This window comes from Streptomyces sp. NPDC001599 (assembly GCF_042893535.1).
In the GTDB taxonomy this organism is placed as follows: Bacteria; Actinomycetota; Actinomycetes; order Streptomycetales; family Streptomycetaceae; genus Streptomyces.
The window spans coordinates 40002-60581 of sequence record NZ_JBIAVA010000004.1 but is presented as its reverse complement, the minus strand read 5'-3'; the positions used below and the strand labels follow the sequence as shown (position 1 = coordinate 60581).

Sequence of the window (20580 nt, the reverse complement as noted above, 5' to 3'; positions counted from 1 at the left end):
TCAGGAATCTTGAAGTCAATCGGTGTGTTGTTGTGATGCGCTGTGCACCCCGACGAACGCCCGTGAGTTGTACAACGTAAGCTGTACCGGTCCTGAAACGCGGCACATGGGGCGATAATGCCCGACACCCTGGAGCGGGCCTGCCGCGCGGGTGGCAGGGCGGCGTGTCCGAAATAGTGTGTATTGGGTCGGCAGTGTAGAACGGGAGATGTGACGGCAATGGCTACGGAAACTCCCCAGCTCCGCGAAGCGTGCGCCGTCCCCGCCCAGGGCAGCCCGCGATGACGGTCACCGACACGGCGCACGCCGTCGACCCGGAGCGCGGCACCCTGGCCAAGGCCGCGGACGAGAACTTCCCCGTCGCCCCGTTCTTCCTGCCCCGCGCCTGGCGCACCGACCTCATGGCCGTCTACGGCTTCGCCCGCCTCGTGGACGACATCGGCGACGGCGACCTCGCCCCGGGTGGAGCGGACGCCCGCCTGCTGGGCGTCCCCGACGACCGCGCCGACGACCGACTGCTGATGCTGGACGCCTTCGAGGCGGACCTGCGTCGTGTCTTCGACGGCTCCGACGGCCCGCCCCGCCACCCGCTGCTGCGCCGTCTGGCGCCCACCGTGCGGCGCCGCGCGCTGACCCCCGAGCCCTTCCTCGGCCTGATCGCCGCCAACCGCCAGGACCAGCTGGTCGCACGGTACGAGACCTACGACGACCTCCTCGCCTACTGCGAGCTGTCCGCCAACCCCGTCGGCCGTCTCGTCCTCGCCGTCACCGGCACCTCGACCCCCGAACGGATCCGCCGCTCCGACGAGATCTGCACCGCCCTGCAGATCGTCGAACACCTCCAGGACGTCGCCGAGGACCTGGGCCGGGACCGCATCTACCTGCCCGCCGAGGACATGAAACGTTTCCACGTCGAGGAGACGGACCTCGCCGCGCCCACCGCCAACGCGTCCGTACGCGCCCTGATCGCCTACGAGGCCGCCCGCGCCCGCGACCTGCTGAATGAAGGTGCCCCCCTGGTGGGTAGCGTCCACGGCAGGCTGCGACTGCTCCTCGCGGGCTTCGTGGCGGGCGGCAGGGCGGCGCTGAACGCGATCGCCGCGGCGGATCACGACGTACTTCCCGGCCCGCCCAAGTCAGGCAAGGTCCACTTGCTGCGCGAGGCGGGCGTGGTCCTGCGAGGAGAGGGGTGATCGGGTCCGTGGAGTCGACAGCGAACATGCCGGCGCCGGTGCTCGCCGCCTACAGCTACTGCGAGGCCGTCACCGGTCAGCAGGCACGCAACTTCGCCTACGGCATCCGGCTGCTGCCCACGCCCAAGCGGCGGGCGATGTCCGCGCTGTACGCGTTCTCGCGCCGGGTCGACGACATCGGCGACGGAGTGCTGGCGGACGACGTCAAGGTCGCCCGGCTGGACGAGACCCGGGCCGTGCTCGCCCGGATCCAGGACGGCGCGGTCGACGAGGACGACACCGACCCGGTCGCCGTCGCCCTCGCCGACGCGGCCCGGCGGTTCCCGATCCCGCTCGGCGGCCTCGACGAGCTGATCGACGGCGTCCAGATGGACCTGCGCGGCGAGACCTACGAGACCTGGGACGACCTGAAGGTCTACTGCCGCTGCGTGGCGGGCGCCATCGGACGCCTCTCGCTCGGCGTCTTCGGCACCGAACCGGGGGCGCGCGGCGCCGAGCGCGCGCCCGAGTACGCCGACACGCTCGGTCTCGCGCTCCAGCTCACCAACATCCTGCGCGACGTCCGGGAGGACGCCGAGGGCGGGCGCACCTACCTGCCCGCCGACGACCTGGCCAAGTTCGGCTGCTCGGCCGGGTTCAACGGGCCCACCCCACCCGAGGGCTCCGACTTCGCGGGCCTCGTGCACTTCGAAGTGCGTCGGGCCCGCGCCCTTTTCGCCGAGGGCTACCGGCTGCTGCCCATGCTCGACCGGCGCAGCGGCGCCTGCGTGGCCGCCATGGCCGGCATCTACCGCCGTCTTCTGGACCGCATCGAGCGCGACCCCGAGGCCGTACTGCGCGGCCGGGTCTCCCTGCCGGGACGCGAGAAGGCGTACGTCGCCGTGCGCGGCCTGTCCGGCCTCGACGCGCGGCACGTCACCCGGCGGACCGTCAGGAGGCGCGCCTGATGGGCACACCGGGCACACTCGACACCCGGGGCCCGCACAAAACGGGCGGCGGGCAGCGTCGGGCAACCCTGCGGTGGCGGTCGGCGTCCCTGACTGAGACGGTCAGCCGTACGCCGTTCAAACACCGCGGCGGCCGGACAGGGAAGGGCGCACCATGACGCAGGGCAAGGGCACGCGCGAGGGCGGAGTGCTCGCGGACGTCTCCGCCCTCGGCCCCGGCGGGCATGCCGTCGTGGTCGGCGGCGGACTCGCGGGGGTCACCACCGCGCTGGCGCTCGCGGACGCCGGGGTGCGCGTCACCCTGCTCGAAGGACGCCCCCGGCTGGGCGGGCTCGCCTTCTCCTTCCAGCGCGGCGACCTCACCGTCGACAACGGCCAGCACGTGTACCTGCGCTGCTGCACCGCCTACCGGTGGTTCCTCGACCGGATCGGCGGAGCCGCGCTCGCACCGGTGCAGGAACGTCTCGACGTGCCCGTGGTCGACCTGGCCAGGGCCGAGGGCAACCGGCTCGGCAGACTGCGGCGCGACGCGCTGCCCGTCCCCCTGCATCTGGGGCGCAGCCTGGCGGCCTACCCGCACCTCTCCCTCGCCGAACGCGCCTCGGTGGGACGCGCCGCGCTCGCGCTGAAGGGGCTCGACCTCGCCGATCCGAGCCTGGACACCCAGGACTTCGGCAGCTGGCTGACCGCGCACGGTCAGTCGGCGCGTGCCGTCGAGGCCCTGTGGGACCTGGTCGGGGTCGCCACCCTCAACGCGGTCGCGGGCGACGCCTCGCTGGGGCTCGCCGCGATGGTGTTCAAGACCGGTCTGCTGTCCGACCCGGGAGCGGCCGACATCGGGTGGGCCCGTGTCCCGCTGGGCGAACTGCACGACCGGCTGGCCCGCAAGGCGCTCGACTCCGCGGGCGTCCGTACCGAGGTCCGTACACGCGTCACCTCCGTCTCTGTAAACGAGAACGGCGGCTGGAGCGTTCAGGTTCCCGGCGAGACGCTCGAAGCGGACGCCGTCGTCCTCGCCGTACCCCAGCGCGAGGCCCACGACCTGCTGCCCGACGGTGCGCTGGACGCCCCGGAAAATCTTCTGCGGATCGGCACCGCGCCGATCCTCAACATCCACGTGATCTACGACCGCAAGGTGCTCGCCACACCGTTCCTCACGGCCCTCGGCACCCCGGTCCAGTGGGTGTTCGACCGCACCGAGGCCTCCGGGCTGAAGGAGGGTCAGTACCTGGCGCTGTCCCAGTCGACCGCGCAGAACGACATCGACGAGCCCGTGGCCGTGCTGCGCGAGCGGTACCTGCCCGAACTCGAGCGGCTGCTGCCGCGCACCCGGGGTGCCGAGGTGAAGGACTTCTTCGTGACCAGGGAGCGCACCGCCACGTTCGCCCCCGCCCCCGGCGTCGGGCGCCTGAGGCCCGGCGCCCGCACCAAGGCACCCGGCCTCTACCTGGCCGGAGCGTGGACCGCCACCGGGTGGCCCGCGACCATGGAGAGTGCGGTTCGCAGCGGTGTCGGGGCGGCGGCCGCCGCGCTCGGCGCCCTGGGCCGGTCCCGCGGCCTCCTCCCCGATTTCTTCGAGGAGGCGGCGTGAAAGCCGATCCGCGCGGGACCGGCTCCCGCACTCCCGGCACCGCAACTGGAGGAAAGACTGTGCCCACTGTGCCCCCGGCCCCGAAGGCCGATCGACGGACCACGGTGGACGTGACCGCGCTTCTGGAGCGCGGCCGGACCCTGGCCACGCCGGTCCTGCGGGCGGCGGTCGACCGCCTGGCCCCTCCCATGGACACCGTCGCCGCCTACCACTTCGGCTGGATCGACGCCCAGGGCAACCCCGCGGACGGCGACGGCGGCAAGGCCGTCCGCCCCGCGCTCGCCGTGCTCTCCGCCGAAGTCACCGGTGCCGCGCCCGAGGCCGGCGTGCCCGGCGCGGTGGCCGTGGAACTGGTGCACAACTTCTCCCTCCTGCACGACGACCTGATGGACGGCGACGAGCAGCGCCGCCACCGCGACACCGTCTGGAAGGTGCACGGCCCCGCCCAGGCCATCCTGGTCGGCGACGCCCTGTTCGCCCTGGCCAACGAGGTGCTGCTCGAACTGGGCACCGTCGAGGCCGGGCGGGCCACCCGCCGCCTGACCAAGGCCAGCCGGTCCCTGATCGACGGCCAGGCCCAGGACATCTCCTACGAACACCGCGACCGCGTCAGCGTCGAGGAGTGCCTGGAGATGGAGGGCAACAAGACCGGCGCCCTGCTCGCCTGCGCCAGCTCCATCGGAGCGGTGCTCGGCGGCGCCGCCGAACACACCGCCGACACCCTCGAGAAGTACGGCTACCACCTCGGTCTCGCCTTCCAGGCCGTCGACGACCTGCTCGGCATCTGGGGCGACCCGGGCGCCACCGGCAAGCAGACCTGGAGCGACCTGCGCCAGCGCAAGAAGTCGCTGCCGGTCGTCGCCGCCCTCGCGGCCGGCGGGCCCGCCTCCGAGCGGCTCGGCGAGATCCTCACGGCCGATGCCAAGGCCAGCGACTTCGCGAACTTCTCCGAGGAGGAGTTCGCGGCCCGCGCCGCCCTCATCGAGGAAGCGGGCGGGCGGGAGTGGACCGCCGACGAGGCGCGTCGCCAGCACACCATCGCCATCGAAGCCCTCGACGCCGTCGACATGCCCGACCGGGTGCGGGACCGGTTCACGGCACTCGCGGACTTCGTCGTCGTACGAAAGAGATGATCATTATCGGTCGAATAGCCCTCGCGTAGTCGCCGGCCGGTGTCGTGGAGACACGAGCACCGGCCGACGGCGGACCCAGCAGACGCACCACATGCACACTGCACGAAGGGGAAGCCATGACAGCGACGACCGACGGAAGCACCGGAGCCTCCCTGCGGCCCCTGGCAGCCTCGGCCAGCGACACCGACATCACGATCCCCGCCGCGGCGGCCGGGGTACCCGAAGCCGCCGCCCGCGCCACCCGGCGTGCCACCGACTTCCTGCTCGCCAAGCAGGACGCCGAGGGCTGGTGGAAGGGCGACCTCGAGACGAACGTCACGATGGACGCCGAAGACCTGCTCCTGCGTCAGTTCCTGGGCATCCAGGACGAGGAGACCACCCGCGCCGCCGCCCTGTTCATCCGCGGCGAGCAGCGCGAGGACGGCACCTGGGCCACCTTCTACGGCGGCCCCGGCGAACTGTCCACGACCATCGAGGCCTACGTCGCCCTCCGCCTGGCCGGCGACGCGCCCGACGCGCCCCACATGGCGCGGGCCGCCGAGTGGATCAGGTCCCGCGGCGGCATCGCCTCCGCCCGCGTCTTCACCCGGATCTGGCTGGCCCTGTTCGGCTGGTGGAAGTGGGACGACCTGCCCGAACTCCCGCCGGAGCTCATCTACTTCCCCACCTGGGTCCCGCTCAACATCTACGACTTCGGCTGCTGGGCCCGGCAGACCATCGTGCCGCTCACCATCGTCTCCGCGAAGCGGCCGGTGCGTCCCGCGCCCTTCCCGCTGGACGAACTGCACACCGACCCTGCCCGCCCCAACCCGCCGCGCCCGCTGGCCCCGGCGGCCAGCTGGGACGGCGCCTTCCAACGCATCGACAAGGCCCTGCACGCCTACCGCAAGGTCGCCCCGCGCCGCCTGCGCAAGGCCGCGATGAACAGCGCCGCCCGCTGGATCATCGAGCGGCAGGAGAACGACGGCTGCTGGGGCGGAATCCAGCCCCCCGCCGTCTACTCGGTCATCGCGCTCTACCTGCTCGGCTACGACCTCGAACACCCCGTGATGCGTGCGGGCCTGGAGTCGCTGGACCGTTTCGCCGTGTGGCGCGAGGACGGCGCCCGGATGATCGAGGCCTGCCAGTCCCCGGTGTGGGACACCTGCCTGGCCACCATCGCGCTGGCCGACGCGGGCGTGCCCGAGGACCACCCGCAGCTGGTGAAGGCCTCGGACTGGATGCTCGGCGAACAGATCGTGCGCCCCGGCGACTGGTCGGTGAAGCGCCCCGGACTCCCGCCAGGCGGCTGGGCGTTCGAGTTCCACAACGACAACTACCCCGACATCGACGACACGGCCGAGGTGGTCCTCGCCCTGCGCCGGGTCAGGCACCACGACCCGGAGCGGGTGGAGAAGGCGATCGGGCGCGGGGTGCGCTGGAACCTCGGCATGCAGTCGAAGAACGGCGCCTGGGGTGCCTTCGACGTCGACAACACCAGCGCCTTTCCCAACCGGCTGCCCTTCTGCGACTTCGGCGAGGTCATCGACCCGCCGTCCGCGGACGTCACCGCGCACGTCGTGGAGATGCTCGCCGTCGAGGGCCTCGCCCACGACCCGCGCACGCGCCGCGGCATCCAGTGGCTGCTCGACGCCCAGGAGGCGGACGGCTCGTGGTTCGGCCGCTGGGGCGTCAACTACGTCTACGGCACCGGTTCCGTGATCCCCGCGCTGACCGCGGCCGGACTGCCCACCTCGCACCCGGCCGTCCGCCGGGCGGTGCGCTGGCTGGAGTCCGTCCAGAACGAGGACGGCGGCTGGGGCGAGGACCTGCGCTCCTACCGCTACGTCCGGGAGTGGAGCGGCCGGGGCGCCTCGACCGCCTCGCAGACCGGCTGGGCGCTGATGGCCCTGCTGGCGGCGGGGGAGCGGGAGTCCAAGGCCGTGGAACGCGGCGTCGAATGGCTCGCGGCCACCCAGCGGGAGGACGGCTCCTGGGACGAGCCCTACTTCACGGGCACCGGCTTCCCGTGGGACTTCTCCATCAACTACAACCTCTACCGCCAGGTCTTCCCGCTCACCGCGCTCGGCCGGTACGTCCACGGGGATCCCTTCGCCAAGAAGCCCCGTGCGGCCGAGGCCCTCACCGAGTCCGCTCCGGCCGAGGTGAAGGGCAGCTGATGACCCCGCAGACCGGCCCGTCCCCGCTGCTGATCGCCTGCGCGCTCGGCATCGAACACCTCGCCCTGCGCACCGGCGACCGCGCCGGCGCCGGCGGGCCGGTCACCGTCCTGCGCACCGGCATGGGCCCCAAGGCGGCCGAACGCTCGGTCACCCGGGTCCTCGCCGACCCGGCGCTCGAGGGCGCCGCCGTGCTCGCCACGGGCTTCTGCGCCGGACTCTCGCCCGGCATGCACCCCGGCGACCTGGTCGTCGCCGAGGAGACCCGGGACCCGCGCTCCACCGTCCCCTGCGTCGCGACCGACCGGCTCGTCAAGGAACTCGCGCGAGCCGTCCCCGGGCGCACCGTCCACACCGGGCCGCTGACCGGCTCGGACCACGTCGTCCGCGGCCCCGAACGCGCCGACCTGCTCGCGACCGGCGCGATCGCCGTGGACATGGAGTCCGCGGCCACGCTCCTGAGCGCCGTCCGCACGGGCCCGCGCCCGGTTGCGGCCGTCCGGGTGGTCGTGGACGCTCCAGAACACGAACTCGTCCGGATCGGCACCGTGCGCGGTGGAATATCGGCTTTCCGCGTTCTTCGATCCGTTCTTCCCGCATTTTTCGAATGGCACCGTTCTTTGTTGCTCCCCCGGAGGTGAGCCCAGATGGCCATGCCCCTGCGCCAGTCCATCAAGGTCGCTACATACCTGGCCGAACAGAAGATTCGCCGACGGGACAAGTTCCCTCTCATCGTGGAGCTGGAACCGCTCTTCGCCTGCAACCTGGCGTGCGAGGGGTGCGGCAAGATCCAGCACCCCGCCGGTGTGCTCAAGCAGCGCATGCCGGTCGCGCAGGCCGTGGGGGCGGTGCTGGAATCGGGCGCGCCGATGGTCTCCATCGCCGGTGGCGAGCCCCTGATGCACCCGCAGATCGACGAGATCGTGCGGCAGTTGGTGGCCAAGCGGAAGTACGTATTCCTCTGCACCAACGCCATGCTCATGCGCAAGAAGATGGACAAGTTCAAGCCCTCGCCGTACTTCGCCTTCGCGGTGCACATCGACGGGCTGCGCGAGCGGCACGACGAGTCCGTGGCCAAGGAGGGCGTGTTCGACGAGGCCGTGGAGGCCATCAAGGAGGCCAAGCGGCGCGGCTTCCGGGTGACCACCAACTCGACCTTCTTCAACACCGACACCCCGCAGACCATCGTCGAGGTGCTCAACTTCCTCAACGACGACCTCAAGGTCGACGAGATGATGATCTCGCCCGCCTACGCCTACGAGAAGGCGCCCGACCAGGAGCACTTCCTGGGCGTGGAGCAGACCCGCGAGCTGTTCAAGAAGGCGTTCTCGGGCGGCAACCGGGCCCGCTGGCGGCTCAACCACTCCCCGCTCTTCCTCGACTTCCTCGAGGGCAAGGTCGACTTCCCCTGCACCGCCTGGGCGATCCCGAACTACTCCCTCTTCGGCTGGCAGCGCCCCTGCTACCTGATGAGCGACGGGTACGTCCCGACATACCGGGAGCTGATCGAGAAGACGGACTGGGACAAGTACGGCCGCGGCAAGGACCCGCGCTGCGACAACTGCATGGCGCACTGCGGCTACGAGCCCACCGCCGTCCTGGCCACCATGGGCTCGCTCAAGGAGTCCCTGCGCGCCATGCGGGAGACGGTCTCCGGAAACCGGGAGTGACGTCATGACCGCCATCCCCTTGGGGCTCCCCGAGGTACCGGTCCGGCCGATCGCCGAGCGGCGCGTGTCGCGGCGGATCCAGGTCGGGCCGGTGGCGGTCGGGGGCGGGGCCCCGGTGTCGGTGCAGTCGATGACGACGACCCGCACCTCCGACATCGGGGCGACGCTCCAGCAGATCGCCGAGCTGACGGCGTCCGGCTGCCAGATCGTCCGGGTGGCCTGCCCCACCCAGGACGACGCCGACGCGCTGCCCGTCATCGCGAGGAAGTCGCAGATCCCGGTGATCGCGGACATCCACTTCCAGCCCAAGTACGTCTTCGCCGCGATCGAGGCCGGCTGCGCCGCGGTCCGGGTGAACCCGGGCAACATCAAGCAGTTCGACGACAAGGTCAAGGAGATCGCCAAGGCGGCGAAGGACCACGGCACCCCGATCCGTATCGGCGTGAACGCCGGCTCCCTCGACCGCCGCCTGCTCCAGAAGTACGGCAAGGCGACCCCCGAGGCCCTCGCCGAGTCCGCGCTGTGGGAAGCCTCGCTCTTCGAGGAGCACGACTTCCGGGACATCAAGATCTCGGTCAAGCACAACGACCCGGTCGTGATGGTCGAGGCCTACCGCCAGCTCGCCGCCCAGTGCGACTACCCGCTGCACCTGGGGGTGACGGAGGCGGGCCCGGCGTTCCAGGGCACCATCAAGTCGGCGGTCGCCTTCGGCGCGCTGCTCTCCCAGGGCATCGGCGACACCATCCGCGTCTCCCTCTCCGCTCCGCCGGTCGAGGAGATCAAGGTCGGCATCCAGATCCTCCAGTCGCTGGGGCTCAGGGAACGCCGACTGGAGATCGTCTCCTGCCCGTCCTGCGGCCGGGCCCAGGTCGACGTCTACAAGCTGGCCGAGGAGGTCACCGCCGGCCTGGAGGGCATGGAGGTGCCGCTGCGCGTGGCCGTCATGGGCTGCGTCGTCAACGGGCCCGGTGAGGCGCGCGAGGCCGACCTCGGCGTCGCCTCCGGCAACGGCAAGGGGCAGATCTTCGTGAAGGGCGAGGTCGTCAAGACCGTCCCCGAGTCGAAGATCGTGGAGACCCTCATCGAGGAGGCGATGAGGATCGCGGAGCAGATGGAGAAGGACGGCGCCTCGGGGGAGCCGGCCGTCACCGTGAGCTGAAACGCGGACCGAAGGGGGCCCGAGCGTGACGATTCTGGAGAACATCCGGGGACCACGCGACCTGAAGGCGCTGTCCGAGGCGGAACTCGGTGAACTGTCCGACGAGATACGTGACTTCCTGGTGCACGCGGTCGCCCGCACCGGCGGTCACCTCGGACCCAATCTCGGCGTGGTGGAACTCACCGTCGCCCTGCACCGGGTCTTCGAGTCGCCGGACGACCGCATCCTGTGGGACACCGGCCACCAGAGCTATGTGCACAAACTCCTGACCGGGCGTCAGGACTTCTCCAAGCTGCGCAGCAAGGGCGGCCTGTCCGGCTATCCCTCGCGCGAGGAGTCCGAGCACGACGTCATCGAGAACAGCCACGCCTCCACCGTCCTCGGCTGGGCCGACGGCCTCGCCAAGGCCCGCCAGGTGCAGGGGGAGCGCAGCCACGTCGTCGCCGTGATCGGTGACGGCGCGCTCACCGGCGGCATGGCCTGGGAGGCGCTGAACAACATCGCGGCGGCCAGGGACCGGCCGCTGATCATCGTCGTCAACGACAACGAACGCTCGTACGCCCCGACCATCGGCGGCCTCGCCAACCACCTCGCGACCCTGCGCACCACCGACAGCTACGAGCGCGCCCTGGCCTGGGGCAAGGACGTGCTCCAGCGCACGCCCGTGGTCGGCAACACCGTCTACGAGGCCCTGCACGGCGCCAAGAAGGGCTTCAAGGACGCCTTCGCGCCGCAGGGCCTGTTCGAGGACCTGGGGCTGAAGTACCTGGGCCCGATCGACGGGCACGACATCGGCGCCGTCGAGTCGGCGCTGCGCCGTGCCAAACGCTTCCACGGCCCGGTACTGGTGCACTGCCTCACCGAGAAGGGCCGCGGCTACGAACCCGCCCTGCGCGACGAGGAGGACCACTTCCACACGGTCGGTGTGATGGACCCGCTGACCTGCGAGCCGCTCAGCCCGGCGGGCGGCCCGTCCTGGACCTCGGTGTTCGGTGAGGAGATCGTCCGGATCGGCGAGGAACGCGAGGACGTGGTGGCGATCACCGCGGCCATGCTGCACCCGGTCGGCCTCGCCCCCTTCGCCGAACGGTTCCCCGACCGGGTCTGGGACGTCGGCATCGCCGAGCAGCACGCGGCCGTGTCCGCCGCCGGGCTGGCCACCGGGGGACTGCACCCGGTCGTCGCCGTCTACGCCACTTTCCTCAACCGCGCCTTCGACCAGCTCCTGATGGACGTGGCCCTGCACCGCTGCGGCGTCACCTTCGTCCTGGACCGGGCCGGCGTCACCGGTGTCGACGGGGCCTCGCACAACGGCATGTGGGACATGTCCGTCCTCCAGGTCGTCCCCGGGCTGCGGATCGCCGCCCCGCGCGACGCCGACCAGCTGCGCGCCCAGCTGCGCGAGGCGGTCGCCGTGGACGACGCGCCGACGCTGCTGCGCTTCCCGAAGGAGTCCGTCGGACCCGCCGTACCCGCCGTCGACCGGATCGGCGGCCTGGACGTCCTGCACGCCGCGGACCGGCCCGAGGTGCTGCTCGTGGCGGTGGGCGTGATGGCGCCCGTCTGCCTCGGGGCCGCCGAACTCCTCGAGGCCCGCGGCATCGGCTGCACCGTCGTCGACCCGCGCTGGGTCAAGCCCGTCGACCCGGCCCTCGCACCCCTCGCGGCCCGGCACCGGCTGGTGGCCGTGGTCGAGGACAACAGCCGTGCTGCCGGGGTCGGTTCCGCGGTGGCGCTGGCGCTCGGCGACGCCGAGGTCGACGTCCCCGTGCGCCGCTTCGGCATTCCCGAGCAGTTCCTCGCGCACGCCAAGCGCGCCGAGGTGCTCGCGGACATCGGGCTCACCCCGGTCGACGTCGCCGGCCGGATCGCCGCGAGCCTGGCCCTCGCCGAACCGGCAGTGGAAGAGTCCGGCGACGGACGGATCGTCATGCCAGCGCAAGGAGAGAACTGAATGACCAAGGAGTTCGACCTCGCCGCACTCTTGGCCGAGCGCGGGGCCGAGCGGTACGAGCTGCACGCCAAGCACCTCAACCACCAGCTGCCGCGCATGCTGCACACCATCGGCTTCGACAAGGTCTACGAGCGTGCCGAGGGCGCGCACTTCTGGGACGCGGACGGCAACGACTACCTGGACATGCTCGCCGGGTTCGCGGTGATGGGCCTCGGCCGTCACCACCCGGTCGTCCGCAAGGCGCTGCACGACGTGCTCGACGCCTCGCTCGCCGACCTGACCCGCTTCGACTGCCCGCCGCTGCCGGGCCTGCTGGCCGAGAAGCTGCTCTCCTACAGCCCGCACCTGGACCGCGTCTTCTTCGGCAACAGCGGCACCGAGGCCGTCGAGACCGCGCTGAAGTTCGCCCGGTACGCGACCGGCAGGCAGCGGATCCTGTACTGCACGCACGCCTTCCACGGACTGACCGCCGGCTCGCTCTCCGTCAACGGCGAGGACGGCTTCCGCAAGGGCTTCGCGCCGCTGCTGCCCGACACCGCCGTCCCGCTCGGTGACCTGGACGCCCTGGCGCGGGAGCTGAAGAAGGGCGACGTGGCGGCCCTGATCGTGGAGCCGGTCCAGGGCAAGGGCGTGCACGAGGCCCCGCCCGGCTACCTGCTCGCCGCGCAGGAGCTGCTGCACCGGCACAAGGCGCTGCTGATCGCCGACGAGGTGCAGACGGGCCTCGGCCGGACCGGCAAGTTCTACGCCTACCAGCACTCGGACGGCGTCGAACCCGACCTGGTCTGCGTCGCCAAGGCGCTGTCCGGCGGATACGTGCCGGTGGGAGCCACCCTGGGCAAGGACTGGATCTTCCAGAAGGTGTACTCCTCGATGGACCGCGTGCAGGTCCACTCGGCGAGCTTCGGGTCCAACGCACAGGCCATGGCCGCCGGGCTCGCGGTGCTGTCGGTGATGGAGAACGAGGAGATCGTCGCGAACGCCGCCGCGGTGGGGGATCGGCTGAAGTCCCGGCTGTCGGAGCTGGTGGACCGCTACGAGCTGCTCGCCGACGTCCGGGGCCGCGGACTGATGATCGGCATCGAGTTCGGCCGGCCCAGGTCCCTGAAGCTGCGCAGCCGCTGGACGATGCTGCAGGCGGCGCGGAAGGGACTGTTCGCGCAGATGGTGGTCGTGCCGCTGCTGCAACGGCACCGGATCCTGACCCAGGTGTCCGGCGACCACCTCGAGGTGATCAAACTGATCCCGCCGCTGATCATCGACACCGACGACGCCGACCGGTTCGTCGACGCCTTCACGGAGGTGATGGAGGACGCGCACAATGGCGGTGGCCTGATGTGGGACTTCGGGAAGACCCTGGTCAAGCAGGCGGTGGCCAACCGCTGAGCGCACCCTGGTGTTTTTGCCTCTGAGGCAAAGAATTTGCCCGACGGGCAAAATTCGGGCTGAATGGAGGTATGAGCTCCTCCGAGACCGGCCCCGCCGAGGGGGCGGTCGCCGCCGTCGCGCCCCAGCTGCGGGAGCTGCGGCGGCGGGCCGCCCTCACCCTGGAGGCCGCGGCCCGTGCCGCGGGGCTGTCGCCCGCCCACCTCTCCCGCCTGGAGACAGGGCAGCGCCAGCCCGCGCTGCCGATGCTGCTGTCCCTCGCCCGGGTCTACGGTACGACCGTCGCCGAGCTGCTGGGCGAGACGGCCGCGGACCGGGACGCCGTCGTGCGCGCCGCCGACATGGAACCCACCGCCGCGGGCGGCTGGACGTACTGGCGGGCCGGAGCGCCGGGCCGCGGCATGCAGGCCCTGCGGGTCCAGGTGCCGTACGGCTCCCAGGGCGACGTCGTGCGGGTGCACCCCGGCGAGGAGTGGCTGCACGTCCTCCGGGGCCGGTTGCTCCTGCGCCTCGGGGACACCGAGCACCGGCTCACCGCGGGCGACAGTGCCCACTTCGACTCGATGACCCCGCACCGGATCGCCGCGCAGGACCTCGACGGGGTCGAGCTGCTGTTCGTCCACACCCTGCTGCAGAGCCCGACGGCCGCCCTGTGCCTCGGCCCGACCCCTGGAGAGACGCCATGAGTACCATGCAGGAGAAGTTCCCGCGCGCCCTGTGGGTGCGGCTGGTCGTCTACATCGCCCTGGGGCACGTCTTCGGCGGCTTCCTCTACCTGCTGTTCGAGGTGGGCGCCAAGTAGCGCCGTCCGCAGGCGGGTGGCTCAGTCCAGCATCCGCTCGCGCAGTCGCTCCCGGGTCGCGGGAGCGAGCCGCAGTCCCCGCTCCAGGTAGGCGTCGACGCCGCCCCACGTCTCCTCGACGGTCTCGAAGGCCGCCGCCAGGTACTCGGCGCGCGCGTCGAACAGGGGACTGAGCAGCTCCATGACCTCGGGGGAGTAGGCGGAGGCCGCGGAACCGCTGCGGCGCACCTTGTAGCGGCGGTGCGCGGCGTTCGACTTCAGGTAGTCCTCGACGACGGCCTCGCGCTCGACACCCAGGGCGAGCAAGGTGACGGCGATCGACAGGCCCGCGCGGTCCTTTCCGGCGGCGCAGTGCATCAGGGCCGGGACGCTGTCCTCGGCGAGCGCGTGCAGGATGCGGGAGTGCTCCGCGGTGCGCTCCGTGACGATCGAGCGGTAGGAGCCGATCATGCGGTCCGCGGCCTTGCCGTCGGCCAGGATCTCGCGCAGCTGGTCGAGGTCGCCGTCACGGACCATCTTCCAGAACTCGGCGCCGTCGGCCGGGTCACTCAGCGGCAGGTTGACGTTGCGCACGCCGGGCAGCTCGACGTCCGGGCCCTCGAGCTTCTGGTCGGCCGCGTTGCGGAAGTCGAAGATCGTGTGCAGGCCCAGCGAGGCCAGGAACGCGGCGTCCTCCCCGGTGGCGTGAGCCAGGTGACCGCTGCGGAACAGCACCCCCTGCCGCACCCGCCGCCCGTCCACGGTCGGCAGTCCGCCCACGTCCCGGAAGTTGCGCACGCCGGTCAGCTCGGGTTCGGTCGACGGGACCTGCTGCGTCACGGGGGCTCCTCCCACTCCGCCCCGCCGCCGCTGCTCGCCGACGGGCTTCACCCGACGATACGGCATCCCCTGTGCGCGAAATCGCACCCGGAGGCATATTCCGGGCAGATAAGAGCCTTCTGTCCGAATTGGCGCCTTGATAACAACTGGCCCTGAAATGGCGCAGGGTGAATGAGAGGCGCGTGAGCAGCGTCATATCCGTGACCGTGCGTTGCCCGTCATGTTCACGTAATTCAACTGTTTCTCAAGGGGCTTCAGGTAAAAGCGCGCGACGGAAATCGACGCAGGGTTACCGGATATCCCCGTAAAGGATCAATCGGAACACCTGTCGAGGGAACCCCTCGCTTGTCCCCTTGCGTCTTGGTCCCTTACGTTCACCACCGATCCGGACGGACGCCTAATCCTGCCGCCGACCGGAGCCCGCACTCATCGACCACCCGTACACGGCAGGAGCGGGGGACCCACAGGTAGAACTGCCTGTTCCGGTTCCCGGAACGGCTTGGGGTAAAGCCGCGTTCCGACGCGGCCGGGCATCTCCAGCCCGCACCCGACAGCTCACCTCGCAGGCGCCGGAGAGGAATTCGCCATGCCCGCGAAGGGTAAGCACCGCCGTACCAGGGCCATGCGCCTGACCCGCACCATCGCCGTCGCCGGAACCGGTGGCGCCGCGCTCGCGCTCCCGCTGATGGGTGCCGCCGCCGCCAACGCCGCTCCCGCGCACTCCGTTTCCGAGCAGGCCGTGCAGTCCGTTCCGACGTCGGCCAAGAAGGCCGCCGCCGAGAAGAACTCCGACTCGCGCACCTACACCGTGAAGAGCGGGGACTACCTCTCGAAGATCGCCGACGAGCAGGACGTCGACGGCGGCTGGAAGAAGCTCTACGCGGACAACCGCGAGGCCGTCGGTTCCGACCCGTCGCTGATCCACCCCGGGCTCAAGCTCTCGATCGACGGCCAGGCCGCCAAGCCGTCGGCGCCGTCCTCCGCGCAGTCGCACAAGCCCGCGCAGAAGTCCGCCGAGAAGCCCGCCGCCGCCAAGCCGGCCCAGAAGTCGACGGACGCCGAGAAGACCTCCTCCTCGGACACCGGCAGCCAGTCCACGGGCACCACCAGCGGCTACACCTCCCCCGTCGCGGGCGGCACTGTCGGTACCCCGTACCACCAGTCCGGCAGCATGTGGTCCAGCGGCTACCACACCGGCACCGACTTCGTCGTCCCGACCGGCACCTCCCTCAAGGCCGTCGGCGCGGGCACCGTCGTCTCCGCCGGCTGGGGCGGCGCGTACGGCAACCAGGTCGTCATCCAGCTCGCCGACGGCCACTACGCCCAGTACGCCCACCTCTCCTCGCTCTCCGTCTCCGCCGGTCAGTCGGTGACGGCGGGTCAGCAGGTCGGCCTCTCCGGTGCCACCGGCAACGTGACCGGCCCGCACCTGCACTTCGAGATCCGCACCACGCCGGACTACGGCTCGGACATCGACCCGCTGGCGTTCCTGCGCTCGCACGGCGTCTCCGTCTGACGACCGGTTCCGCGCGGCCCCCGCGCACCGAAGGCCGGACCCCGATCCCCGGGTCCGGCCTTCGGCGTGTCCGGACCACGGTGCACGCGCCGTACAAGGACCTCGCCGTATTCCGGAATTGACGAATACTTTAGGCGTGGCCTTTCTCACCGCCCGTCAATCCCTTCCTACGGTCGCGTAGGTCACATTCCAAGGTGAATCATGGGCCGATGTGGCAGACGATTCGAAGAGTGACAGCAGAGCAGTGATCGGGTCGTACGTGGCGGTGGGGGACAGCTTCACCGAGGGCGTCGGCGACCCCGGCCCCGACGGGGCGTTCGTCGGCTGGGCCGACCGGCTCGCCGTACTGCTCGCGGACCGGCGCCCCGAGGGCGACTTCACGTACACGAACCTCGCCGTGCGCGGCAGGCTCCTCGACCAGATCGTGGCGGAACAGCTCCCGCGGGTCGTCGGACTCGCGCCGGACCTGGTCTCGTTCGCGGCGGGCGGCAACGACATCATCCGGCCCGGCACCGATCCCGACGAGGTCGCCGAGCGGTTCGAGCTGGCGGTGGCCGCGCTGACCGCCGCGGCCGGGACCGTCCTGGTGACCACCGGGTTCGACACCCGCGGGGTGCCCGTCCTCAAGCACCTGCGCGGCAAGATCGCCACGTACAACGGGCACGTCCGCGCCATCGCGGACCGCTACGGCTGCCCGGTGCTCGACCTGTGGTCGCTCAGGAGCGTCCAGGACCGCAGGGCGTGGGACGCCGACCGGCTGCACCTGTCGCCGGAGGGCCACACCCGGGTGGCGCTGCGCGCGGGGCAGGCCCTGGGCCTGCGCGTCCCGGCCGACCCGGACCAGCCCTGGCCGCCCCTGCCGCCGCGCGGCACGCTCGACGTCCGGCGCGACGACGTGCACTGGGCGCGCGAGTACCTGGTGCCGTGGATCGGGCGCCGCCTGCGGGGCGAGTCGTCGGGCGACCACGTGACGGCCAAGGGGACGCTGTCGCCGGACGACATCAAGACGCGGATCGCCTCGGTGGCCTGACGCGGACACCGGTGGTGTCCCGGCGGGCCGGTGTCCCGGGGGCGCCGGCGGCTAGCGCGGCGGTGTCAACGCCGCCCGCTCCAGGCCCAGTTCCCGGGCCAGGGCCTCGTCCACCCACTCCTGCGCCCGGGTCCGCGACACCGTGCCCGTGTACGACGTGAGCTGCACCGCCAGCCCGTCCAGCAACGCCGTCAGCCGCAGGGCCGCGGCGTCCGGCTCGGGGCAGGAGAACTCACCGGCGGCCACGCCCTCGGCGATGACCTCGGCGATCGCCGCCTTCCACTGGCGGTCCAGCTCGCGCGTGACCTCCCGCAGCGCGGGCTCGCGCGGCGCCGCCGCCCATCCCTCGATCCACAGCCGCCAGCCCTTGGCCGGGCCGGTCGGCGCGTACCACCGCACGGCCGCCCGCAGACGGCGCAGCGCCGACGTACGACGGGCGAGCAGCCCCCGCAAGTGGGCGAGGTCGTCCTCGGCGGCATGGGTGAACGCGGCGGCGACCAGGCGCTCCTTCGTGGAGAAGTGGTAGAGCACCAGGGCGTTGCTGACGCCGAGCGCCGCGGCCACGTCGGCGATCCGCAACGCCGCCACGCCCCGCGCCGATATCTGCTCGATGGCGGCGCACAGCAGCTCCTCGCGCCGCTCCGCCACGCTCAACCGCACTCTCCCCACGCACGTCACCCTATACAGGCGCCGACGCCCTTCCCGGTCGCGGCGGACTGGGGAACACGGATGTGACATCCGTCGTTCGAGGTGACGTAGGACGAGACGACCATAATGAGAGCCTGAACCACTCCACCTGGAGGTACTGTGGCCGCTTTCCGTTCCCCGAGTCCCGGGCTCGGTGTGCCCCGGCCCGCGGCCTTCGGCGCGGACCCGAGCGGTGAGCGCATGGCGCGCATCCGCAGATCGCCGCACTTCCGCGACGGCGTCTTCCAGAATCCCGGGGGCACCGCCCGGACCCGGCCCTCCGGCTCGGCCGCCGAATTCGCCAAGATCTACTTCAACAAAGAGGCGCGGCTGCGCCGGTCCCCGCGGGGGCCCGTCCCGGTGCACGCCACCACCCTGGCCGACCTCGCCCGGCCCCCCGCCACGGGGCTCAGACTGACCTGGATGGGCCACTCCAGCGTGCTCGCCGAGATCGACGGGCAGCGCGTGCTCTTCGACCCGGTGTGGGGCGAGCGCTGCTCCCCGTTCCCCTTCGCCGGCCCCAAGCGCCTGCACCCGGTGCCGCTGCCGCTCGCCGCCCTGGGCCCGGTCGACGTCGTCGTCATCTCCCACGACCACTACGACCACCTGGACATGCCCACCATCAAGGCACTGGCCGGCACGGACACGGTCTTCGCCGTGCCGCTCGGCGTCGGCGCCCACCTCGAACACTGGGGCGTCTCGCCCGCCCGGCTGCGCGAGCTGGACTGGCACGAGTCGACGGGCGTCGGCGGCCTCACCCTCACCGCCACTCCGGCCCGGCACTTCTGCGGACGCGGGCTGCGCAACACCCAGCACACCCTCTGGGCGTCCTGGGTCGTCGCCGGTGCCGAGCACCGCGTGTACCACAGCGGGGACACCGGCTACTTCGACGGTTTCCGCGACATCGGCGCCGCGCACGGCCCGTTCGACGCCACGATGATCCAGCTCGGGGCGTACGCCGAGTTCTGGCCGGACATCCACATGACCCCCGAGGAGGGCGTCCGGGCCCACCTCGACCTCCAGGGCGGCCGCTCGCACGGCGCACTGCTGCCGATCCACTGGGGCACCTTCAACCTGGCGCCGCACGCGTGGGCGGAGCCGGGGGAGTGGACGAAGGACGCGGCCGAGGAGGTCGGGCAGGCGGTGGCGTTCCCGCGGCCGGGGGAGCCGTTCGAGCCGGCGGGGGAGCTGCCGGCGGAGGCGTGGTGGCGGGCGGTGTCCGGTCCGATCGCGCACCCGTGGCGCCGTCCCGGGATCGTCGAAGGCGTGGCGGGGACGAGCAGAAGCGATCTCGACCTCGCCGGGGAGAGGTGACGTCGGTCGGGGACGAGCTTGGGGGAGATGGTCCAGATGCCGGAGCGTCTCCCTGCCGACGAGCAGGGTCGTTTGCTGCGAGCCTTGGACGGAGTGTCCCGAGTGGAGGGTGAAGTCACTGCTCGGCGATTCAGACCCTTGCCATCTCTGGAAGGCCAGTCTCGGGTGGTGGTCCGAACGCGCGTCGTGCGGCGCTGAGTTCACAGGAAGGGGCCGACCGGGCAGCGCTCGGCCGGTGTCGGTGGCAGCGTCTGGGGTGCGGCGCATGTCTGCCTCGTCACCTTGGCTCGATGCCGAAACTCCCCTGTCACCGGTGCACCTCTTCAATGGGCCGGGGGAGCCGGGTCACCCTCTATGACGGGCCGGTTGCCGGACCGGTCGGGACTGAGGTGTCCGGGGTCGTCCAGTACGACTGCTCCCCGAAGCCCGGGATCCCATGGAGGCTGCATACCGAGGACTATGACCCCACCTCCACGGACAGGACCGAACTGATCCTGCCCGACCTCGGCTTCGAACTGCCAGTATCCGGCACGGACGCTGTGAGTGGCTGGTCCAAGGGCACTTCCTACGGAGACCCTGACGCTGCGCTCGATCGGGTCGTCGCCCACTGGTTCAACCTGCCCCGCTGGCACGGAAACGGCCACCTGGCAGCCCGTGCCGTCGACGGAATGCCGCTACTGGTGGCCGCCGGGCGCAGTGTGTACCGCCGCGACGGACGCAAGAGTTTCTCCTGGCGCGACTACCGGGACCTGCTGATCGCCGCCCACCAGCAACTCGGCGGCCCGATCGCGCTCATCTGGGACAACCTCAACGTCCACAAAGCCGCCGGCCTGCGGCAGTTCGCCGCCTCACGGGACTGGCTCACCATCCACTACCTGCCGCCCTACGCACCCGACCTCAACCCCGTCGAAGGCATCTGGTCCCCACTGCGACGCGGCTGGCTCTCCAACGTCGCCTTCTCCACACCCGAACACCTCGTCCAGCGCATCCGACGCGGCCTACGCCACATCCAGTACCGCAGCGACCTCGTAGACGGCTGCCTCGCCGAGACCTGCCCGGAACATACGGGAGAAGTGCGCCGGGGTGACGTGCGCGGGCCGGGCCAGAGCTGGGACGTCAGCAGGCGCGCGTAGTAGCGGTCCATCGCGTCCCGGGCCCGCAGCAGGCGGCGGTTGGGCTCCTGGGTGGCGCGGCTCATGCCGCCATCCCATCACGACCCG

19 protein-coding genes and 1 riboswitch are annotated in these 20580 nt (G+C 71.5%); of the genes, 17 read left to right on the top strand and 2 right to left on the bottom strand.

Features of this window, described 5'->3' with window-relative positions:
• Window positions 1-281: 281 nt before the first annotated feature.
• The 13 genes from hpnC (at window position 282) to ACFYZ3_RS13030 (ending at window position 13994) form a co-directional block, all read left to right on the top strand.
• Window positions 282-1193, top strand: a complete 912-nt coding sequence (gene hpnC, locus ACFYZ3_RS13090; protein ID WP_388516078.1) for a squalene synthase HpnC — start codon at window positions 282-284, stop codon at window positions 1191-1193.
• Window positions 1190-2140 carry a presqualene diphosphate synthase HpnD gene (gene hpnD / locus ACFYZ3_RS13085; RefSeq protein WP_388516077.1) on the top strand — a complete coding sequence of 317 codons (951 nt, stop codon included), beginning with the start codon at window positions 1190-1192 and terminating at the stop codon, window positions 2138-2140. Before hpnC ends, hpnD begins: the two co-directional genes overlap by 4 nt.
• A complete protein-coding gene (locus ACFYZ3_RS13080; RefSeq protein ID WP_388516076.1) occupies window positions 2140-2298 on the top strand; it encodes a DUF6380 family protein in 159 nt (52 codons plus the stop codon). Before hpnD ends, ACFYZ3_RS13080 begins: the two co-directional genes overlap by 1 nt.
• On the top strand, window positions 2295-3731 hold the full coding sequence (gene hpnE / locus ACFYZ3_RS13075) for a hydroxysqualene dehydroxylase HpnE (protein ID WP_388516075.1): 1437 nt from the start codon (window positions 2295-2297) through the stop codon (window positions 3729-3731). The genes ACFYZ3_RS13080 and hpnE overlap by 4 nt, the downstream gene beginning before the upstream one ends.
• Window positions 3732-3799: 68 nt before the next feature.
• Window positions 3800-4864: a polyprenyl synthetase family protein gene (locus ACFYZ3_RS13070; protein ID WP_388516839.1), complete on the top strand. Its 1065-nt coding sequence runs from the start codon at window positions 3800-3802 to the stop codon at window positions 4862-4864.
• 116 nt (window positions 4865-4980) lie between these two features.
• Entirely contained in the window at window positions 4981-7023 is a 2043-nt protein-coding gene (gene shc, locus ACFYZ3_RS13065; RefSeq protein WP_388516074.1) for a squalene--hopene cyclase, read from the top strand.
• The gene (locus tag ACFYZ3_RS13060; RefSeq protein WP_361015944.1) at window positions 7023-7664 is read left to right on the top strand and encodes a 1-hydroxy-2-methyl-2-butenyl 4-diphosphate reductase; all 642 of its coding nucleotides are present in this window, start codon (window positions 7023-7025) and stop codon (window positions 7662-7664) included. The genes shc and ACFYZ3_RS13060 overlap by 1 nt, the downstream gene beginning before the upstream one ends.
• A gap of 6 nt (window positions 7665-7670) precedes the next feature.
• Complete coding sequence (gene hpnH, locus ACFYZ3_RS13055; RefSeq protein WP_003972231.1) at window positions 7671-8693, top strand: adenosyl-hopene transferase HpnH; 1023 nt, start codon at window positions 7671-7673, stop codon at window positions 8691-8693.
• 4 nt (window positions 8694-8697) lie between these two features.
• The gene (gene ispG / locus ACFYZ3_RS13050) at window positions 8698-9852 is read left to right on the top strand and encodes a flavodoxin-dependent (E)-4-hydroxy-3-methylbut-2-enyl-diphosphate synthase (protein WP_388516073.1); all 1155 of its coding nucleotides are present in this window, start codon (window positions 8698-8700) and stop codon (window positions 9850-9852) included.
• A gap of 25 nt (window positions 9853-9877) precedes the next feature.
• Window positions 9878-11806, top strand: a complete 1929-nt coding sequence (gene dxs, locus ACFYZ3_RS13045) for a 1-deoxy-D-xylulose-5-phosphate synthase (RefSeq protein WP_388516072.1) — start codon at window positions 9878-9880, stop codon at window positions 11804-11806.
• The gene (locus ACFYZ3_RS13040) at window positions 11807-13192 is read left to right on the top strand and encodes an aspartate aminotransferase family protein (RefSeq protein ID WP_388516071.1); all 1386 of its coding nucleotides are present in this window, start codon (window positions 11807-11809) and stop codon (window positions 13190-13192) included.
• A gap of 71 nt (window positions 13193-13263) precedes the next feature.
• Window positions 13264-13878: a helix-turn-helix domain-containing protein gene (locus ACFYZ3_RS13035; RefSeq protein WP_388516070.1), complete on the top strand. Its 615-nt coding sequence runs from the start codon at window positions 13264-13266 to the stop codon at window positions 13876-13878.
• Complete coding sequence (locus tag ACFYZ3_RS13030; RefSeq protein ID WP_115745381.1) at window positions 13875-13994, top strand: DUF6126 family protein; 120 nt, start codon at window positions 13875-13877, stop codon at window positions 13992-13994. The genes ACFYZ3_RS13035 and ACFYZ3_RS13030 overlap by 4 nt, the downstream gene beginning before the upstream one ends.
• Window positions 13995-14015: 21 nt before the next feature.
• Here the strand turns inward: ACFYZ3_RS13030 and ACFYZ3_RS13025 are convergent, their stop codons facing one another.
• A complete protein-coding gene (locus ACFYZ3_RS13025; RefSeq protein ID WP_388516069.1) occupies window positions 14016-14813 on the bottom strand; it encodes a tyrosine-protein phosphatase in 798 nt (265 codons plus the stop codon).
• 424 nt (window positions 14814-15237) lie between these two features.
• A riboswitch (cyclic di-AMP (ydaO/yuaA leader) is annotated at window positions 15238-15395 on the top strand.
• 4 nt (window positions 15396-15399) lie between these two features.
• Here ACFYZ3_RS13025 and ACFYZ3_RS13020 point away from each other — a divergent pair.
• Window positions 15400-16329: a peptidoglycan DD-metalloendopeptidase family protein gene (locus ACFYZ3_RS13020; protein WP_388516067.1), complete on the top strand. Its 930-nt coding sequence runs from the start codon at window positions 15400-15402 to the stop codon at window positions 16327-16329.
• A 244-nt stretch (window positions 16330-16573) separates the two neighbouring features.
• Complete coding sequence (locus ACFYZ3_RS13015; protein ID WP_388516836.1) at window positions 16574-17359, top strand: SGNH/GDSL hydrolase family protein; 786 nt, start codon at window positions 16574-16576, stop codon at window positions 17357-17359.
• A 51-nt stretch (window positions 17360-17410) separates the two neighbouring features.
• Here the strand turns inward: ACFYZ3_RS13015 and ACFYZ3_RS13010 are convergent, their stop codons facing one another.
• Window positions 17411-18028, bottom strand: a complete 618-nt coding sequence (locus ACFYZ3_RS13010) for a TetR/AcrR family transcriptional regulator (RefSeq protein WP_388516065.1) — start codon at window positions 18026-18028, stop codon at window positions 17411-17413.
• A 138-nt stretch (window positions 18029-18166) separates the two neighbouring features.
• Between ACFYZ3_RS13010 and ACFYZ3_RS13005 the strand changes: the two genes are divergently transcribed.
• Together ACFYZ3_RS13005 and ACFYZ3_RS13000 are read left to right on the top strand one after the other, a co-directional pair.
• The gene (locus ACFYZ3_RS13005; protein ID WP_388516064.1) at window positions 18167-19360 is read left to right on the top strand and encodes an MBL fold metallo-hydrolase; all 1194 of its coding nucleotides are present in this window, start codon (window positions 18167-18169) and stop codon (window positions 19358-19360) included.
• 668 nt (window positions 19361-20028) lie between these two features.
• Window positions 20029-20493 carry a transposase gene (locus ACFYZ3_RS13000; RefSeq protein WP_388516062.1) on the top strand — a complete coding sequence of 155 codons (465 nt, stop codon included), beginning with the start codon at window positions 20029-20031 and terminating at the stop codon, window positions 20491-20493.
• Window positions 20494-20580 lie beyond the last annotated feature (87 nt).

Excerpts from the sequence above, each read along its gene's own strand:
- ACFYZ3_RS13035 (WP_388516070.1), top strand. The coding sequence starts at position 13,264 with ATGAGCTCCTCCGAGACCGGCCCCGCCGAGGGGGCGGTCGCCGCCGTC.
- ispG (WP_388516073.1), top strand. The coding sequence starts at position 8,698 with ATGACCGCCATCCCCTTGGGGCTCCCCGAGGTACCGGTCCGGCCGATC.
- ACFYZ3_RS13080 (WP_388516076.1), top strand. The coding sequence starts at position 2,140 with ATGGGCACACCGGGCACACTCGACACCCGGGGCCCGCACAAAACGGGC.
- ACFYZ3_RS13040 (WP_388516071.1), top strand. The coding sequence starts at position 11,807 with ATGACCAAGGAGTTCGACCTCGCCGCACTCTTGGCCGAGCGCGGGGCC.
- ACFYZ3_RS13020 (WP_388516067.1), top strand. The coding sequence starts at position 15,400 with ATGCCCGCGAAGGGTAAGCACCGCCGTACCAGGGCCATGCGCCTGACC.
- shc (WP_388516074.1), top strand. The coding sequence starts at position 4,981 with ATGACAGCGACGACCGACGGAAGCACCGGAGCCTCCCTGCGGCCCCTG.
- hpnH (WP_003972231.1), top strand. The coding sequence starts at position 7,671 with ATGGCCATGCCCCTGCGCCAGTCCATCAAGGTCGCTACATACCTGGCC.
- ACFYZ3_RS13030 (WP_115745381.1), top strand. The coding sequence starts at position 13,875 with ATGAGTACCATGCAGGAGAAGTTCCCGCGCGCCCTGTGGGTGCGGCTG.
- hpnE (WP_388516075.1), top strand. The coding sequence starts at position 2,295 with ATGACGCAGGGCAAGGGCACGCGCGAGGGCGGAGTGCTCGCGGACGTC.
- hpnC (WP_388516078.1), top strand. The coding sequence starts at position 282 with ATGACGGTCACCGACACGGCGCACGCCGTCGACCCGGAGCGCGGCACC.
- ACFYZ3_RS13060 (WP_361015944.1), top strand. The coding sequence starts at position 7,023 with ATGACCCCGCAGACCGGCCCGTCCCCGCTGCTGATCGCCTGCGCGCTC.
- ACFYZ3_RS13000 (WP_388516062.1), top strand. The coding sequence starts at position 20,029 with ATGCCGCTACTGGTGGCCGCCGGGCGCAGTGTGTACCGCCGCGACGGA.